This is a genomic window from Klebsiella sp. NPDC088457 (genome assembly GCF_044900465.1).
GTDB lineage: Bacteria > Pseudomonadota > Gammaproteobacteria > Enterobacterales > Enterobacteriaceae > Klebsiella.
In genome coordinates this window covers 15199-31202 of record NZ_JBJDNH010000055.1, presented here as the reverse complement: position 1 = coordinate 31202, position 16004 = coordinate 15199, and the positions used below count along the sequence as shown (strand labels likewise).

Genomic DNA, 16004 nt, shown 5'->3' with positions numbered 1-16004 from the left:
TAAGCCCAGTGCGCCGCAACCCCCATTTCCGCCATCTGGTCCATGTCTTCGGTACGAATCTGTACCTCAACCGGGACGCCGTGCGGGCCGATCATCGAGGTGTGCAAAGATTGATAGCCGTTCGCTTTCGGAATGGCGATGTAATCTTTCATCCGGCCAGGGCGCGGCTTGTAGAGGCTGTGCATCTGGCCAAGCACGCGATAGCATGTATCGGCATCATGGACAATTACGCGGAACGCGTAGATGTCCATAATCGAGTGAAAACGCTGCTCTTTCAGCACCATCTTGCAGTAGATGGAGTACAAATGCTTCTCGCGACCGCTGACGCGACAGGGGATTCCCGCTTCCTGTAAACGCCCTTCAATTTCGGAGAGGATCTTTTGAATCATCTCTTTACGGTTGCCGCGCGCCGCTTTCACCACTTCTTTGATGACGCGATAACGGTTGGGATACAGCGCCTCAAAACCCAGCTCTTCCAGCTCGGTTTTGATGTGGTGGATACCTAAACGGTGGGCCAGCGGGCTGTAAATCTCCAGCGTTTCGCGGGCGATGCGGCGGCGCTTGTCCGGGCGTAGCGAGCCCAGCGTGCGCATGTTGTGCGTGCGGTCGGCAAGTTTAATGAGGATGACGCGGATATCCTGCACCATCGCCATAATCATTTTGCGGAAGTTTTCGGCCTGCGCCTCTTTCTTATCGCGGAACTTGAGCTTATCAAGTTTTGACACCCCCTCTACCAGCTCGGCAACGCTTTTGCCAAAGAGCTGCTCCATGTCCTGGTAGGTGGCGGGGGTATCTTCAATCACGTCGTGCAACAGCGCAGCCATGAGCGTTTCATAGTCGAGCTTCATCTCGGCCAGAATGCAGGCAACCGCCACCGGATGCGTGATATAGGGTTCGCCGCTTGAACGTGCCTGGCCCTCGTGAGCGTCACGTGCAACGAGATATGCCTGCCGAAGACGCTTGATTTGCTCTTCCGGCAGGTAATTTTGAATCAGCTGATTCAGGCTTTCAAACAGATACAAGGGCAACCCGCTGCGTTATTAACGACGACCTTCAGCAATAGCGGTAACGGCCTGTAATTCAGCGGCTTCCTGCTCTTGCTGTTCCTGACGATCGCGGACGTCGAGGATCTGGTTGTTGATCAGACCTTCTTCGATTTCGCGCAGTGCGATAACGGTTGTTTTATCGTTTTCTTCCGGTACCAGCGGATCTTTTCCGCCTACCTGCATCTGACGAGCGCGACGCGCGGCGACCAGTACCAGGTCAAAACGGTTACCAATTTTCTCTACAGCGTCCTGAACAGTTACGCGTGCCATACTTAAAATGCTCCACAGGTGAAGAAATGACTGGGCATGATACTGAATGTGGGTTCAGTCTGCCAACAGTTTGGTGATTAAAGCGCCATGTCGCTGCTTTTGGCGGCTCATGCGCAGACGTTCGGCGCGAATAATGTTTTTCAGATCGCTCAGCGCGGTATCAAAATCATCATTCACAATCAGGTAATCATACTCCGCGTAATGGCTCATTTCTGCAACAGCCTGCGCCATACGTTTTGCGATCACCTCTTCGCTGTCCTGGCCGCGGCCACGCAGGCGACGGTCAAGCTCATCTTTGGACGGCGGCAGAATAAAGATGCTGCGCGCGCCCGGCATTTTTTGACGGATTTGCTGAGCGCCCTGCCAGTCGATATCAAGGAACACATCGACGCCGGTTGCCAGTACCTGCTCGATGGTTTCGCGCGCGGTGCCGTAATAGTTGCCAAAAACTTCTGCGTGCTCAAGAAAGGCGTCTTTGCTAATCATCGCTCTGAAATCGTCGTGATCCACAAAGAAATAATGTTCACCGTGCACTTCACCCGGACGCGGCGCGCGCGTGGTATGTGAAACAGAGACCTGGGTGTCGTACAGCGGTTGGGTTTTCAATAAAGCCTGAATCAGGCTGGATTTACCCGCGCCACTCGGGGCGGAAACAATATAAAGCGTGCCTTGAGCCATGAGAGTCTTTTGTATGTGATTGTCGAAAGAGATACTACATACGAGCCTATTATACACGGCGCCGCGCCGTGACGCAGTCCCTGTCACACTTTTTGCTTCTGTTTCTTTCATTTTACCTGCCGTTTCCCTGATTTCGCCGGGTCTTGCCGCGCTTGCGTACAAAGCCTGGAAGGCCGCTCGCAGCGTGATCAATTGCCTGTCGTCGCACCAACTCTTTGATCACAGAATGGCTGTCGGCAAAACAGGAGGCGGCATCATGCAGAAATGGATCTGGGGAATTGGCGTGGGGATAGCGGCAGGATACGGGCAGGCGGCCTGCCCTGAATGGCCGCCGGCGCAGGCCGCCCGGGAAATGGGGCGGCTGAGCCAGCAGATGACGGACTGGAAAAATGCCTACTGGCGACAGGGAAGTAGCGACGTCAGCGATGAAGTGTATGACCAGCTAGCCGGACGATTAACGCAGTGGCAGCGCTGCTTTGCGATCGAACCGACCCCTGACGACGATTTGCCGCCGCCGGCCGGAGAGGCCAGGCATCCGGTTGCCCACACCGGCGTACGTAAACTGGAAGATAGGGCCGCCGTCGCGCGCTGGATGCGCGATAAAACGGATCTTTGGGTGCAGCCGAAGGTCGACGGAGTGGCCGTGACCCTGGTTTACCGTGACGGACGGCTGGCGCAGGCCATCAGCAGAGGGGACGGGCATACCGGGGAAGAGTGGACGGCAAAGGTGCGCCAGATCCCTGCGGTTCCCGCGGTGACGGAAGGCGAGCTGGCGAACAGCGTACTGCAGGGCGAAATTTTTCTGCAACGCCCCGGGCATGTGCAGAAGCGGATGGGGGGAATGAATGCGCGGTCGAAAGTCGCCGGCACGCTGATGCGCCTGGAGACACCCGCGCGGCTTGCTGAGCTGGGTATCTTTATCTGGGCGTGGCCAGACGGCCCGCAGGAGATGCGCCGGCGCCTGGCCCTGCTGCAGAAAGGGGGATTTCTCCCTGGGGAGAATTTCTCGCAGCCGGTGGCTAACGTAGAACAGGTTGCGCAGTGGCGCGCGCGTTGGTTGACCTCAGCCCTGCCTTTCGTGACCGACGGCGTGGTGGTGCGTCGCGGTCAGGAGCCTGCCGGGCGATTCTGGTCGCCGGGGCAGGGAGAGTGGCTGGCGGCATGGAAATATCCGCCGGCGTCACGGGTTATGGAAGTGCGCGGCATTCACTTTCGCGTCGGGCGCAGCGGTAACATTGCCGTCGTGGCGCAGCTGGAACCCCAGTACATCGACGACAAACGGGTGAGGCGGGTGAGTATCGGGTCGGTTTCCCGCTGGCAGCGTCTGGATATTGGCCTCGGCGACCAGCTGCAAATTAGCCTGGCGGGCCAGGGGATTCCGCGTGTCGATGGCGTCGTGTGGCGGACGGCGCAACGTAATAAACCCCGGTCGCCAGCGTCCCGTTTTACCCCTTTAACCTGCTATTTTGCGACGCCTGAATGCGCTGAGCAGTTTCTCTCGCGGCTGGTCTGGCTGTCGGCAAAGCCGATCCTGAATCTTGATGGCGTTGGCGAGTCGTTGTGGCGCACCATACACCACGCCCGCCCGATGGCGCATCTTTTTGCCTGGCTGGCGTTAACGCCTCAGCAGCTGCAGGCGATTCCGGGGATTTCGGCCGGGCGCGGGCAACGGCTCTGGCATCAGTTTAACCTCGCTCGCCAGCAGCCTTTTCTGCGCTGGATACAGGCGCTCGGAGTTCCGCTCCCTCAGCCGGCGCTGACGGCGCTGACGGGGGAAAGCTGGCAGCGGCTGCAGGCACGCAGTGAGGAACAGTGGCGGCGTCTGCCGGGCGTGGGTACGCAGAGGGCGCGCCAGCTGGTGGCCTTTCTTCAGCACCCGGATGTTGCCGCGCTGGCGCAATGGCTCAGCGGGCAACGTATCCCCGGGTTTTGACAGGCTCAGTGGGCGTTATGCTTGTAGTGGAAAACGGGCAGCCCCAGCTTCCAACGCAGCGCCAGCATACGGGCGGTGAAGCCAAATAGCAGAGTTGAGATGACGACCACATCGTGGCTGCTGACATAATGCTGCAGGGCGATATAGAGGATGGCGGCGGCAAAAGAGATGCCGGCATACAGCTCTTTCTGGAAGACCAGCGGAATGCGCTTGCAGAACATATCGCGCAGCACGCCGCCGAATACGCCGGTTACCACCGCGGCAATGGAGGCGATCACCGGTCCTTCTCCCATATCCAGCGCGATTTGCGCGCCGATAATTGAGAACACCACCAGGCCCAGGGCATCCAGCATCAGAAACAGGCGGCGCAGGTGGGGCATGACCGGAGCGGCAATGGTGGTCAATACCGCGGCGACGGCGACAATAATGACGTATTCCGGGTTCTTTACCCATCCCAGCGGGTAGTGCCCCAGCAGTATATCCCGCACCGAGCCGCCGCCCAGCGCGGTGGCGGTGGCGATGATGATGACGCCAAAGGTGTCCATACGGCGGCGCCCGGCGGCCAGAGCGCCGGTCATGGCTTCCGCGGTAATACCGATTAAATAAAGAATATGTAGCAGCATAGATCCCCCAGAACGATGGCGGGAAGATTAGCGATTTGTGCGGAAGATCACGATTGAGATTTTCTAAGGCGAATGCTTTTTCCCAGGATAAACTAATGCGTGATGTGCTATTTGGCTAGTTGTGCTGGGGAAGGCTGCGTAAGGCGCAACAAAAATGGATAAGAAAAAGTAATGCTGGCTCCCAGGGAGGAGCCAGCGAAGGAATTTTACTCGATATTCTGGATCTGTTCACGCATCTGCTCGATCAGCACTTTCAGCTCGATGGCGGAATTGGTTACTTCCGCATTGATCGATTTTGACGCCAGCGTGTTCGACTCGCGATTAAACTCCTGCATCATAAAGTCGAGGCGACGGCCGACGGCCTCTTTCTTCTTGAGGATGTTCCAGGTCTCTTTTACGTGCGCTTCCAGGCGATCCAGCTCTTCGGCAACGTCGATACGCTGTGCCATCAGCACCAGTTCTTGCTCAAGACGATTGTTTTCCAGCTGTACTTCCGCATCTTCCAGCCTGGAAACCAGGCGGTCGCGCTGCCACTGCAGGATTTCCGGCATGTGGGCGCGGACCTTAGCGACTTCGGCAGTAACGCCGTCCAGACGCTGTTCGATAAGCGCTTTCAGCGCCTGGCCTTCGGTCTCACGGGCCACGATAAAGTCATCCAGCGCGCCGTTCAGGGCGGAGAGAATATCGGCGGCAATCGCATCGAGATCCTGTTCCTGAGCCGCCATGACGCCGGGCCAGCGCAGGATATCAACCGGGTTGATTTCGCCTTCGTCGCTTTGCATTTTGACCCAGTTGGCGGCATTGACCAGCTGTCTGGCGAGGTTTTCGTTGAGAATCAGTTCGCCCTGGGAGCTGGGATCCTGTTCAAAACGTAAGGTACATTCGACTTTACCGCGGGTCAGACGTGAACGAATACGCTCACGCACTACGGGCTCCAGGCTACGGAACTGCTCCGGCAGACGGAAATACGTTTCCAGATATCGTTGGTTTACCGAGCGCAGTTCCCACGCGGCGCTGCCCCATTCACCCTTGATTTCACGCCGGGCATAGGCGGTCATACTGCGGATCATAGACGTTCCTGTTTTTAAAGGAGAGTGGGGTGGATTATAGCTTTCAGGGCCCTATCAGGATAGGAATAAGCGCGCATTATCCGTTTATACTCACTATCCTGCAGGTCGCTTTTTTGTTGGCGGCACCCTCATACTCCGGTCGCCGGGCTATTGATACATCCCTGGATTTGCGGCTTGTCATCGCGATGCATCCAGAATGATTTTGTGTATAATGCGCGCCACATTCGTTTCAAGCCGGAGAGATCATTATGCGTCCAGCAGGTCGTAGCGCTAATCAGGTGCGTCCCGTCACCCTGACCCGTAACTATACAATACACGCAGAAGGTTCCGTGCTGGTCGAATTTGGTGACACCAAAGTGCTGTGCACCGCGTCGATCGACGAAGGCGTGCCGCGCTTCCTGAAAGGCCAGGGGCAGGGGTGGATCACCGCAGAATATGGCATGCTGCCGCGTGCGACGCATACCCGTAACGCGCGTGAAGCCGCGAAAGGCAAGCAGGGCGGCCGTACCATGGAAATCCAGCGTCTGATCGCACGCGCGCTGCGCGCCGCGGTAGACCTGAAAGCGCTTGGCGAATTCACGATTACCCTTGATTGCGACGTTCTGCAGGCAGACGGTGGCACCCGTACCGCATCGATCACCGGCGCCTGCGTGGCGCTGGCCGATGCGCTAAATAAGCTGGTGGCGGCGGGTAAACTGAAAACCAACCCGATGAAAGGGATGGTGGCTGCGGTTTCTGTCGGTATTGTCAATGGCGAAGCGCTTTGCGATCTGGAATATGTCGAAGACTCGGCAGCGGAAACCGATATGAACGTAGTGATGACCGAAGATGGTCGCATCATTGAGGTGCAGGGCACGGCGGAAGGCGAGCCGTTTACCCATGAAGAACTCCTCACCCTGCTGGCGCTGGCCCGAGGGGGTATCGAATCCATTGTCGCGACGCAGAAAGCGGCGTTAGAGAATTAATTTTAAGGGCGACTGAAGAGTCGCCCTTTTTTTTACGTTTTATTCCTCATACCGTCTGATATGCCAGAGTCGCAAGCCGCCTGGCCGAGGCGGTGTGAATGAGTTGGCGTAAACCTAAATGATGAAAAGTAAGATGAGGAGCGAATCCATGAAACCGTATCAGCGCCAGTTTATTGAGTTTGCGCTTAACAAGCAGGTGCTTAAGTTTGGCGAATTTACGCTGAAATCCGGGCGCAAGAGCCCCTATTTCTTCAACGCCGGCCTGTTTAACACCGGGCGCGATCTGGCACTGTTAGGTCGTTTCTACGCCGAGGCGCTGGTCGACTCCGGGATTGATTTCGATCTGCTGTTCGGCCCGGCCTATAAAGGGATTCCCATCGCCACCACCACGGCGGTCGCGCTGGCTGAACACCACGACTGGGATTTGCCGTACTGCTTTAACCGCAAAGAAGCCAAAACCCATGGTGAAGGCGGTAACCTGGTGGGTAGCGCTCTGCAGGGCCGCGTGATGCTGGTCGATGATGTGATTACCGCAGGCACCGCGATTCGCGAATCGATGGAAATCATCCAGGCGCACGGCGCCGAACTGGCCGGGGTGCTGATCTCGCTGGACCGTCAGGAACGCGGCCGGGGTGAGATCTCCGCGATTCAGGAAGTTGAGCGCGATTATGGTTGCAAGGTGATCTCCATCGTAACCCTGAAAGATCTGATTACCTATCTGGAAGAGAAGCCGGAGATGGCTGACCATCTGGCGACGGTACGCGCCTACCGGGAAGAGTTTGGCGTATAAATCAAAAAAGCCCGGAGGTATCGTACCTTCCGGGCTTTCAATGCGTTATTGCAGCTGCGCGGCGACCAGCGGCCAGCGAGCGTCAAAATCATCCGTCGGACGATATTTAAACTCACTGCGTACAAAGCGCGACAACATGCCTTCGCAGAAGGCCAACAGCTGGCTGGCCAGCAGCGACTCATCGATGGTGTAGCCTTCCCCTTCACGCATTTTTTTCTCACGCATGACCTGACGCAGCTGTACCTCGATACGTTCAAACAGCTGGTTAATCCGCCCCTGTAGACGGTCCTGTTCGAACATCAGCGCATGGCCGGTCAGAATGCGCGTCAGCCCAGGATTACGCTCACCAAAGCCCAGAATCAGCAGCACAATCAGACGCAGGCGCGCTGAAGTGTCTTTTTCATCTTTTAAAATCAAATTGATGCGCGTAATCAGACTGTCTTCGATAAACTCGATCAGGCTATCAAACATGCGGGTTTTGCTGGGAAAATGACGGTACAGCGCCGCTTCAGACACGCCGACGGACGCCGCCAGTTTCGCCGTGGTAATGCGTTGACTACCATCGCTGGATTCAAGCATCAGGGCCAGAGACTGAAGTATTTCTTCGCGACGATTCCTTTTCGCAGTTTGTTTTTCTGCCATGTTTTAAAATACCCCTGAAAATAAGCACTTGTCAGGCAGGCATCCACAAAGTGACCGCAAACGGTCGTTTGCGGTGATGTTATTGCATTATTGCACTTTGAGATGCGGGTTTTGTGTGGTCGGGCTTATGCGCGCCCTGAGTGACCAAAGCCACCTTCGCCACGTTCGGTGGCGTCAAAATCTTCCACCAGGTTAAATTCCGCCTGGACGACGGGTACAAATACCATTTGAGCGATACGCTCGCCGGGTTCAATCGTAAAGCTCTGCTGACCGCGGTTCCACACGGAAACCATCAGCTGTCCCTGATAGTCGGAGTCGATCAGCCCGACCAGGTTGCCCAGCACCACGCCGTGCTTATGGCCCAGCCCGGAGCGCGGAAGAATCACCGCCGCCAGAGACGGATCGGCGATATGAATAGCCAGACCGGTTGGCAACAGCGTCGTTGCTCCCGGCGCCAGCTCTACGGCGTCGTCGAGACAGGCTCGCAGGTCAAGTCCGGCGGAACCGGAGGTGGCATAGGTCGGTAGCGGGAATTGCTGACCGACACGCGGGTCCAGAATCTTAACGTCGATTTTTTTCATCATAACGGGTAACGATCTCGTCGAGTAATAATTGGCCCAGGAGTTCCTTGCGCTCGAGTGGTAAGCGCTTATCTCCATCCTGCCAGAAAAGGTGTAATGCGTTGCTGTCGCTGTTAAATCCTTGATCAGGCTGCGAAACGTCGTTAGCGCAAATCAGGTCGAGATTTTTGCGAGCGCGTTTTTGCCTCGCGTATTCTTCCACATTATTCGTTTCGGCGGCAAACCCAACGACAAAAGGTCGATTGACCGCGAGGGCCGCCACCCCGGCAACAACATCCGGGTTTTTGACCATTTTTATTGTTAATTCATCACCTTGCTTTTTGATCTTTTCCTCAGCAATGGTGACGGCGCGATAGTCGGCGACGGCGGCACAGCCAATAAAAATATGCTGCTGTTGCGCGCCTTTCTGGACTGAGGCTTCCATTTCCAGCGCGGTGGTGACATCGACTCGCTGTACCAGCGGCGGCGTCGGTAAAGAGACCGGGCCGCTCACCAACGTCACGTTCGCCCCACGGCTCGCGGCGGCGGCGGCAATCGCGAAGCCCATTTTACCGGAACTGTGGTTGGTGATATAGCGCACCGGATCCAGCGGCTCCCGGGTCGGGCCCGCGGTAATCATGATGTTGAGATGTTGCAAATCTTTGACAGGCGAAAAATGCGCGGCCGCCAGATCGACAATCGTCAGCGGGTCCAGCATACGGCCCGGTCCGATATCGCCACAGGCCTGGCTGCCGCTGTCCGGACCCCAGAGCAGCAAGCCGCGCGCGGCCAGGACCTCAAGGTTATGCTGCGTGGCGGCGGCGCGGTACATCTGCTGATTCATCGCGGGAACGACGGCTACCGGAGAGGGGGTTGCAAGGCAGATAGTGGAGACCAGGTCGTTGGCCATGCCGACCGCGACGCGGGCGATCAGGTCGGCGGTTGCCGGGGCCAGGATAACCAGGTCCGCCCATTTACCCAGCTCAATGTGGCCCATCGCGGCCTCAGCCGCCGGGTCGAGCAGACTATCGGATACCGGATAACCGGACACCGCCTGCAGGCTCAGCGGCGTAATGAAGGCTTTGGCGGCTTCCGTCATGGCGACGCGGACATCCGCGCCGCGGTCACGCAGGCGGCGCACCAGTTCCGGCGTTTTGTAGGCAGCAATGCCGCCGCTCACGCCCAGAACGATCTTTTTACCAGCCAGACTCATCATGATTTTTCCTGTCGCAGTACACCAGAATCCGCGCATCTTACCACAATCCCGGCGTCGTCGCGTGGCTGCCAGGAATTCACTTTGCGAGGTGCTACGCAAGGATAAAACACGGACGTCGGCAGCGCCGGCAGGCTATGCCAGGATAGGCCGTAGTGGAAAGGAGGCGCGGTTATGGATGCACTGGAATCCCTGATGCCAAGGGAAAAAATGCAGCTCTACGGCATTGAAGTTCTGACGGATGTTGAACTGCTGGCGCTGTTTCTCCGAACCGGAACGCGGCAGAAAGACGTGATGACTTTTTCGCATGACCTGTTACAACGTTTTGGCTCGCTGTATGGTCTGCTCTCGGCGGATAAAGCGCAGTTCGATGAGGTTGACGGGATTGGCCTGGCGAAATATGCCCAGCTGAAGGGGATCGCTGAGCTGGCGCGGCGTTATTTTAGCCTGCGGCTGGTCGAAGAGCCCTCTCTGGTGACGCCGTTGATGACGCGGGAGTTTTTACAAAGCCAGCTCGCGGATGAAGAGCGGGAGATCTTTATCGTGATCTTTTTAGATAATCAGAACCGGGTATTGAAACATAGCCGGCTTTTTTCTGGTACTCTTAGCCACGTAGAGGTGCATCCGCGAGAAATTGTACGCGAAGCCATCAAAGTGAACGCCGCTGCGGTGATCCTTGCGCATAATCATCCATCCGGTTGTCCTGAGCCGAGTAAGGCTGACAGGTTGATGACCGAAAGAGTGATAAAGTGTTGTGGTTTCATGGAGATACGAGTGCTCGATCATCTTGTAATCGGCCGCGGTGCGTACGTATCTTTTGCCGAACGCGGCTGGATTTAGCCCCGATCACGCGATCCAGCGGGATCTTTGTCTGTTCGGGACTTGAGCACATCGCCGAGTCAGCGTATACTACGCCACCTTTGAGAATCTCGGGTTTGGCATTTGGGCCTGGCAATCGAGAGTTCACTTAGACACCCAATCATTCACGTTGCATCAAGGCGGCAAGAGAGTGAATCCCTGGGAACGTACATAATACGTGACCTGGGTGAGCGAGCGCAGCCAACACAGAGGCAGCTTGAAGGATGAGGTGTAGAACTGCGATGACCGGGCTGTAAAGCCTGACGAGGCGCCGATACCCCATACGAAGCTCGAGCTAATTTGATTTTTGGAGAATAGACATGTCCCGAGTCTGCCAAGTTACTGGCAAGCGTCCGGTGACCGGTAACAACCGTTCCCACGCACTGAACGCGACTAAACGCCGTTTCCTGCCGAACCTGCACTCTCACCGTTTCTGGGTTGAGAGCGAGAAGCGTTTTGTCACCCTGCGTGTATCTGCAAAAGGTATGCGTGTAATTGATAAGAAAGGCATCGATACAGTTCTGTCCGAACTGCGTGCCCGTGGCGAAAAGTACTAAGTACTTAAAGAGGAAATAAATCATGGCTAAAGGTATTCGTGAGAAGATCAAGCTGGTTTCTTCTGCTGGTACAGGTCACTTCTACACCACCACGAAGAACAAACGTACTAAGCCGGAAAAACTGGAACTGAAAAAATTCGATCCAGTTGTCCGTCAGCACGTTTTATACAAAGAAGCTAAAATCAAATAATTTTAGTCTTCTTGTAAAGAAAACCCCGCTCCGGCGGGGTTTTTTGTTTTTGTCTGGCGAAAAAGTCCGGATATACCCGCCGGGAAAGTGCTTCCCTACCGCCTGTCGCTGAATCACAATACTCTGGGTTAACGGAGGAAAACGAATGCCTGAATTACCTGAGGTAGAAACCAGTCGTCGCGGTATTGAACCGCATCTGGTGGGGGCGACCATTCTGCACGCTGTTATTCGTAACGGGCGTCTGCGCTGGCCGGTCAGTGAAGAAATCTATCGCCTGAGTGACGTTCCGGTGCTTAGCGTCCAGCGGCGTGCCAAATATCTGCTTCTGGAACTGCCGGGCGGCTGGATTATTATCCATCTGGGAATGTCCGGGAGTCTGCGGATCCTGATAGACGAGATACCTGCGGAGAAGCATGACCACGTTGACCTGGTGATGAGCAACGGCAACGTGCTGCGTTACACCGACCCGCGTCGCTTTGGCGCCTGGCTATGGACTAAAGAGCTGGCAGGGCACCCTGCGCTGGCGCATCTTGGGCCAGAGCCGCTGAGCGATGATTTTAACGCGGAGTATCTCCAGCACCGCTGTGCAAAAAAGAAAACGGCGATTAAGCCGTGGCTGATGGATAACAAGCTGGTGGTAGGCGTCGGGAATATCTATGCCAGCGAGTCGCTGTTTGCGGCCGGGATCCATCCCGATCGACTGGCGTCGTCGTTATCACCTGAAGAGTGTCGACGGCTGGTCACGGTGATTAAAGCGGTGCTGCTACGCTCGATTGAGCAGGGCGGAACAACGTTGAAGGATTTCCTGCAAAGCGACGGTAAGCCGGGCTATTTTGCTCAGGAGCTGCAGGTCTATGGACGCAAAGGCGAGTCCTGTCGCGTGTGCGGAACGCCGATCGTTGCCAGTAAGCATGCGCAGCGGGCGACATTTTATTGCCGCCAGTGTCAGAAGTAAGCGCGTGAAAACCCCGGCGGCGCGGTCAACGGCCCGTCCGGGGGCTACAGCTTCTTCAGCAGCGCCTGGTGGACATTGGCGGGCAGGAAGTGCGAGACGTCCCCCTGGTGGCGCGCCACCTCTTTCACCAGCGAAGAAGAGATAAACGACCACTCTTTGCACGGCATCAGGAATACGCTTTCCAGGGTCGGCATCAGGTGGCGATTCATATGCGCCAGCTGCATCTCATATTCGAAGTCCGCCACCGCGCGTAAGCCGCGAATCAAAATATTCGCCTGCTGGGCGCGGGCAAAATTCGCCATCAGGTCGCTGAAGCCGATCACCTCAACGTTAACCAGATGCGCCGTTGCCTGCTCCGCCAGCGCGATGCGCTCGTCGAGGGTGAACATCGGTTTCTTGCTCGGGCTGGCGGCAATCGCCAGCAGCACCTTGTCAAACATGCTGGCGGCACGGGTGACGATATCGATATGCCCGTTGGTAATCGGATCGAAGGTGCCGGGATAGATCGCTTTTGTGCTCATAATGACACTTTCTCTGAGTAGCCGCGGCTCAGCGCCCACAGCCCGGTGTATTTATTAAACGTATACTGCGCGTTGACTACCGCGAGTAGCCAGCCCTGTTTTCCATCCAGTACGCCGCCGCGCAGCAGCAGCGTTTTCACAAATGCCCCCAGCGTATGGCCGAAAATGCTCGCCAGAGAGGTTTTTTTTCCCTTCTGATGACGCTCCTGCGCCCAGGCGGCGGCATAGGCCAGCTGCTTTTGCTGGAAGGCGGCGAAGTCGCGACAGGTCAGGTGCAGTAAATCGCCTGACAGTTCGATAACCGGCGCCCCTTTCGCGTCGAGCGACTCATGTACCAGATTATGGTTATAGCGGAAACGGCGGCGTTCGTACAAACGCAGGACGCGATCGGGATACCAGCCGCTATGGCGCATAAAGCGGCCGAGGAAATAGTTTCGGCGGGCGATGCTGTAGATTGCGCCGCTTTTTGGCGCGGCCAGCACGCGGCGAAGAGAGTGGGCCAGCTCCGGCGTTACGCGCTCGTCGGTATCAATCATCAACACATAGTCACCGGTCGCATAGTCCTGGGCGCGCTGGCGTTGAATGCCATAGCCTTGCCAGTCGGTGTTGATATAGACCTGGACGCCAAGACTACGCGCCAGTTCAACGGTGTGGTCGCTGCTGCCGGAGTCCAGCAGGACTATCTCATCCGCCCACTCGACGGAGGCCACGCAATCTGCAAGCAGATCCGCCGCGTTTTTGGCGATCATCACGACGGACAGTCGGGTCGACATTAGTGGCTCCGCTGCGGCAGATAGGGTTGCAGTAACTGTAGCAGACGCGAGAGGGCGCCCTGGTTTTGGTGCAGGACTTCAACCGCGTGACGGCCATACCATAGCCGATAGTCTTCATCGGTCAGCAGGTTGGAGACCTGGGTCACCAGCGAATCGACGTCGGTGACCGTAATCAGACCGTCGTCCTGCTGCAGTTTGGCGCAGATATCTTTGAAGTTAAACGTGTGTGGCCCCATCAGTACCGGAATGGCGTGCGCCGCCGGCTCCAGCGGGTTGTGGCCGCCTCGTTCAACCAGGCTGCCGCCGACGAAGGCCAGGTCGGCAATGCCGTACAGCAGCATCAGCTCGCCCATGGTATCGCCGATCACCACCTGGGTGCTGTTCGACGGGATTTCACCGGTGCTGCGCAGCGTGAAGCTCATCCCCGCTTTCTGCACCATTTCCCGCGCATCGGCGAAGCGTTCAGGGTGGCGAGGGACCAGAATCAACAGCAGATCCGGGAAGGTATCCAGCAGCTTTCTGTGCGCCTGCAGGATAATTTGCTCTTCGCCGTCGTGGGTGCTGGTGGCAATCCAGACCTGGCGGTGCGGAGCCCACTGGCGACGTAGGGTAATGGCGCGGGCGGCCAGCTCCGGCGTGACGGAAATATCAAACTTGAGGCTGCCGGTCACCGCCAGCTGGTTGCGTTTCAGTCCGAGGGAAATAAAGCGGTTACCGTCTTCTTCATTCTGCGCCGCAATCAGCGTGATGCGGCTCAGCAGCCGGCGCATAAATTTACCCAGTTTGGCGTAGCCCTTCGCCGAACGCTCCGACAGACGGGCGTTGGCGATAACCAGCGGGATTTTGCGTTTGTGCAGGGCGGCGACCATATTGGGCCACAGCTCGGTTTCCATCACGATAACCAGCTTCGGCTGGACGGTATTAAGGAAACGGTTCATCGCGCAGGGTAGATCGTAAGGCAGGTAAACATGGTGGACATCTTTGCCGAAGGCGGACATGGCGCGTTCAGACCCCGTCGGCGTCATGGTGGTGACGGTGATCGGCAGATAAGGATAACGGTGGCGCAGCGCGCGCACCAGCGGGATGGCTGCAAGCGTCTCACCCACGGAAACGGAATGCAGCAAAATGCCATCCGGCGCTACCTTGTTCTGACAGAAGCCATAACGTTCAGCCCAGCGTTTGCGGTAGGCGGGGGCTTTACGGCTGCGCAGCAGCAGTCGCAGCCATACCAGCGGCTGAATTAGATAGAGTAGGGTGGTATAAAGCAATTCCAAGCGATTTATCCGTTTTATGTTTTAGCGGGCAAATTCTAAGCATTTAGCCCGCGTAAAGCTATCTCTTTGGCGGAAACAACGGGATTCAGCATCAGGCCGCGTTACGATAGCGCTTAATGCGCAGATAGCGCCGGCCAAGGCGCCAGCGCAAGCGGAAGGTACGCGCATTTTTCCAGATCAGGCGCCAGATGCCGCGGTCGAAGAACTCTTTAATGATAATATGCTTTTTTGACTCATCTTTCATGCTATCGAAGGTATGAATAATCCCCAGCCCCTCTTTGGCGATTTGCCAGCGGCAGGCGGAAATCTGGCGCACCTTATCAGGATAACGTTCGTTGATGGCGTCCAGCATCTCCAGAATCTTCATATAGTGACGTGCCGAACGCATCAGCGTGTCGTCATTGTCCGGTTTATGCGACACCGATTCCGAGTGGATGTAGTAATCGTAAAACTGTTCGCTGGTGTACTGCACGCGTTCGGCCGCCAGCAGCGCTTCCGTGGTCCAGGGAATATCCTGATGACGCAGCCCGGGTTCAAAGTGGAAATTGTGCTGCATGATAAATTCACGGCGATAGATGTTCAGCCAGGTCACATGCAGGAACTTGCGTGAATCCAGCGCCTGTTTTAACCAGACGTAGCCCGGCAGGACGCCGGTGGACGGCAGACGGTCCGGCGGGAGTATCGGATGAATATCCTTGCGCGTCTCGTAAACGTAGCGGCCGTTACAGGTGGCGACATCGAGGTGACCCTTTTCGGCCATCTCCAGTAGCGTGCGGTACATGCCGGGATAAAGCTTATCGTCGATATCCGGAAATGCCAGATACTTGCCGGTCGCGGCGGCGAGGCCGGTATTGCGTGCGACCGAGACGCCCTGGTTTTCCTGTTCCAGCACGATGACGTTTTGCAGCCGCGCTTTCCATTCGTCGATAACGCCCAGGCTGCCGTCCGTCGAACCGTCGTTCACCAGGATCAGTTCATAGCTTTCCAGCTGCTGTTGCTCAAGGCATTCAAAGAATTGCGCAAGGAATTTTTCGCCGTTATAGACGGCGGCCACGATGCTCAGTAAAGGCGTTTGACTCATAAATC

Annotated in this window: 19 protein-coding genes; 7 read left to right on the top strand and 12 right to left on the bottom strand. The window is 56.7% G+C overall.

Translation table 11 applies throughout. The features are described from left to right. The 3 genes from ACI2JR_RS24775 to gmk form a co-directional block, all read right to left on the bottom strand. On the bottom strand, positions 1-1022 hold a 1022-nt coding region (locus ACI2JR_RS24775; protein WP_462479700.1), incomplete at its 3' end, for a RelA/SpoT family protein. 18 nt (positions 1023-1040) lie between these two features. Next, a complete protein-coding gene (gene rpoZ, locus ACI2JR_RS24770; protein ID WP_004868966.1) occupies positions 1041-1316 on the bottom strand; it encodes a DNA-directed RNA polymerase subunit omega in 276 nt (91 codons plus the stop codon). Positions 1317-1370: 54 nt separating this feature from the next. Further along, positions 1371-1994 (bottom strand): guanylate kinase, encoded by a 624-nt coding sequence (gmk, locus tag ACI2JR_RS24765; RefSeq protein WP_132729479.1) that lies wholly within the window; start codon positions 1992-1994, stop codon positions 1371-1373. Positions 1995-2250: 256 nt separating this feature from the next. Between gmk and ligB the strand changes: the two genes are divergently transcribed. Then, positions 2251-3927 carry an NAD-dependent DNA ligase LigB gene (gene ligB / locus ACI2JR_RS24760; RefSeq protein WP_462479699.1) on the top strand — a complete coding sequence of 559 codons (1677 nt, stop codon included), beginning with the start codon at positions 2251-2253 and terminating at the stop codon, positions 3925-3927. 5 nt (positions 3928-3932) lie between these two features. Here ligB and ACI2JR_RS24755 read toward each other — a convergent pair whose 3' ends face one another. Both ACI2JR_RS24755 and ACI2JR_RS24750 read right to left on the bottom strand, forming a co-directional pair. Beyond that, on the bottom strand, positions 3933-4550 hold the full coding sequence (locus ACI2JR_RS24755) for a trimeric intracellular cation channel family protein (protein WP_132729280.1): 618 nt from the start codon (positions 4548-4550) through the stop codon (positions 3933-3935). Positions 4551-4756: 206 nt separating this feature from the next. Beyond that, a complete protein-coding gene (locus tag ACI2JR_RS24750) occupies positions 4757-5620 on the bottom strand; it encodes a YicC/YloC family endoribonuclease (protein WP_132729281.1) in 864 nt (287 codons plus the stop codon). A 248-nt stretch (positions 5621-5868) separates the two neighbouring features. Here ACI2JR_RS24750 and rph point away from each other — a divergent pair, with 248 nt between their 5' ends. Together rph and pyrE are read left to right on the top strand one after the other, a co-directional pair. Beyond that, a complete protein-coding gene (gene rph, locus ACI2JR_RS24745; RefSeq protein ID WP_032690259.1) occupies positions 5869-6585 on the top strand; it encodes a ribonuclease PH in 717 nt (238 codons plus the stop codon). A 148-nt stretch (positions 6586-6733) separates the two neighbouring features. Beyond that, a complete protein-coding gene (gene pyrE / locus ACI2JR_RS24740; RefSeq protein ID WP_462479698.1) occupies positions 6734-7375 on the top strand; it encodes an orotate phosphoribosyltransferase in 642 nt (213 codons plus the stop codon). 45 nt (positions 7376-7420) lie between these two features. Here pyrE and slmA read toward each other — a convergent pair whose 3' ends face one another. The 3 genes from slmA to coaBC form a co-directional block, all read right to left on the bottom strand. After that, the gene (gene slmA / locus ACI2JR_RS24735) at positions 7421-8017 is read right to left on the bottom strand and encodes a nucleoid occlusion factor SlmA (RefSeq protein ID WP_132729283.1); all 597 of its coding nucleotides are present in this window, start codon (positions 8015-8017) and stop codon (positions 7421-7423) included. Positions 8018-8142: 125 nt separating this feature from the next. Continuing rightward, a complete protein-coding gene (dut, locus tag ACI2JR_RS24730) occupies positions 8143-8601 on the bottom strand; it encodes a dUTP diphosphatase (RefSeq protein ID WP_004868951.1) in 459 nt (152 codons plus the stop codon). Continuing rightward, a complete protein-coding gene (gene coaBC / locus ACI2JR_RS24725; RefSeq protein WP_462479701.1) occupies positions 8579-9790 on the bottom strand; it encodes a bifunctional phosphopantothenoylcysteine decarboxylase/phosphopantothenate--cysteine ligase CoaBC in 1212 nt (403 codons plus the stop codon). Before coaBC ends, dut begins: the two co-directional genes overlap by 23 nt. Before the next feature lie 174 nt (positions 9791-9964). On the opposite strand from coaBC, the gene radC reads away from it, so the two are divergent. The 4 genes from radC (at position 9965) to mutM (ending at position 12350) form a co-directional block, all read left to right on the top strand. After that, a complete protein-coding gene (gene radC, locus ACI2JR_RS24720) occupies positions 9965-10630 on the top strand; it encodes a RadC family protein (RefSeq protein WP_132729285.1) in 666 nt (221 codons plus the stop codon). Between the two features lie 338 nt (positions 10631-10968). Beyond that, positions 10969-11205 carry a 50S ribosomal protein L28 gene (gene rpmB / locus ACI2JR_RS24715; protein ID WP_002436699.1) on the top strand — a complete coding sequence of 79 codons (237 nt, stop codon included), beginning with the start codon at positions 10969-10971 and terminating at the stop codon, positions 11203-11205. A 22-nt stretch (positions 11206-11227) separates the two neighbouring features. After that, positions 11228-11395, top strand: a complete 168-nt coding sequence (gene rpmG / locus ACI2JR_RS24710; RefSeq protein ID WP_003024094.1) for a 50S ribosomal protein L33 — start codon at positions 11228-11230, stop codon at positions 11393-11395. 145 nt (positions 11396-11540) lie between these two features. Next, positions 11541-12350, top strand: coding sequence for a bifunctional DNA-formamidopyrimidine glycosylase/DNA-(apurinic or apyrimidinic site) lyase (mutM, locus tag ACI2JR_RS24705; protein WP_462479697.1), 810 nt, complete (start codon positions 11541-11543; stop codon positions 12348-12350). Between the two features lie 44 nt (positions 12351-12394). Here the strand turns inward: mutM and coaD are convergent, their stop codons facing one another. The 4 genes from coaD to ACI2JR_RS24685 form a co-directional block, all read right to left on the bottom strand. Next, positions 12395-12871, bottom strand: coding sequence for a pantetheine-phosphate adenylyltransferase (gene coaD / locus ACI2JR_RS24700; protein WP_100682896.1), 477 nt, complete (start codon positions 12869-12871; stop codon positions 12395-12397). After that, positions 12868-13644: a glycosyltransferase family 2 protein gene (locus ACI2JR_RS24695; RefSeq protein ID WP_132729287.1), complete on the bottom strand. Its 777-nt coding sequence runs from the start codon at positions 13642-13644 to the stop codon at positions 12868-12870. Before ACI2JR_RS24695 ends, coaD begins: the two co-directional genes overlap by 4 nt. Then, positions 13644-14918, bottom strand: coding sequence for a lipid IV(A) 3-deoxy-D-manno-octulosonic acid transferase (gene waaA, locus ACI2JR_RS24690; RefSeq protein ID WP_132729288.1), 1275 nt, complete (start codon positions 14916-14918; stop codon positions 13644-13646). The genes ACI2JR_RS24695 and waaA overlap by 1 nt, the downstream gene beginning before the upstream one ends. A gap of 91 nt (positions 14919-15009) precedes the next feature. Then, entirely contained in the window at positions 15010-15999 is a 990-nt protein-coding gene (locus tag ACI2JR_RS24685; protein WP_462479696.1) for a glycosyltransferase, read from the bottom strand. Between the last annotated feature and the right edge of the window lie 5 nt (positions 16000-16004).

Coding starts and splice junctions, on each gene's coding strand:
- rph (WP_032690259.1), top strand. CDS start 5,869: ATGCGTCCAGCAGGTCGTAGCGCTAATCAGGTGCGTCCCGTCACCCTG.
- ligB (WP_462479699.1), top strand. CDS start 2,251: ATGCAGAAATGGATCTGGGGAATTGGCGTGGGGATAGCGGCAGGATAC.
- coaBC (WP_462479701.1), bottom strand. CDS start 9,790: ATGAGTCTGGCTGGTAAAAAGATCGTTCTGGGCGTGAGCGGCGGCATT.
- ACI2JR_RS24695 (WP_132729287.1), bottom strand. CDS start 13,644: ATGTCGACCCGACTGTCCGTCGTGATGATCGCCAAAAACGCGGCGGAT.
- ACI2JR_RS24750 (WP_132729281.1), bottom strand. CDS start 5,620: ATGATCCGCAGTATGACCGCCTATGCCCGGCGTGAAATCAAGGGTGAA.
- radC (WP_132729285.1), top strand. CDS start 9,965: ATGGATGCACTGGAATCCCTGATGCCAAGGGAAAAAATGCAGCTCTAC.
- rpmB (WP_002436699.1), top strand. CDS start 10,969: ATGTCCCGAGTCTGCCAAGTTACTGGCAAGCGTCCGGTGACCGGTAAC.
- rpoZ (WP_004868966.1), bottom strand. CDS start 1,316: ATGGCACGCGTAACTGTTCAGGACGCTGTAGAGAAAATTGGTAACCGT.
- dut (WP_004868951.1), bottom strand. CDS start 8,601: ATGATGAAAAAAATCGACGTTAAGATTCTGGACCCGCGTGTCGGTCAG.
- slmA (WP_132729283.1), bottom strand. CDS start 8,017: ATGGCAGAAAAACAAACTGCGAAAAGGAATCGTCGCGAAGAAATACTT.
- rpmG (WP_003024094.1), top strand. CDS start 11,228: ATGGCTAAAGGTATTCGTGAGAAGATCAAGCTGGTTTCTTCTGCTGGT.
- pyrE (WP_462479698.1), top strand. CDS start 6,734: ATGAAACCGTATCAGCGCCAGTTTATTGAGTTTGCGCTTAACAAGCAG.
- mutM (WP_462479697.1), top strand. CDS start 11,541: ATGCCTGAATTACCTGAGGTAGAAACCAGTCGTCGCGGTATTGAACCG.
- gmk (WP_132729479.1), bottom strand. CDS start 1,994: ATGGCTCAAGGCACGCTTTATATTGTTTCCGCCCCGAGTGGCGCGGGT.
- ACI2JR_RS24685 (WP_462479696.1), bottom strand. CDS start 15,999: ATGAGTCAAACGCCTTTACTGAGCATCGTGGCCGCCGTCTATAACGGC.
- coaD (WP_100682896.1), bottom strand. CDS start 12,871: ATGAGCACAAAAGCGATCTATCCCGGCACCTTCGATCCGATTACCAAC.
- ACI2JR_RS24755 (WP_132729280.1), bottom strand. CDS start 4,550: ATGCTGCTACATATTCTTTATTTAATCGGTATTACCGCGGAAGCCATG.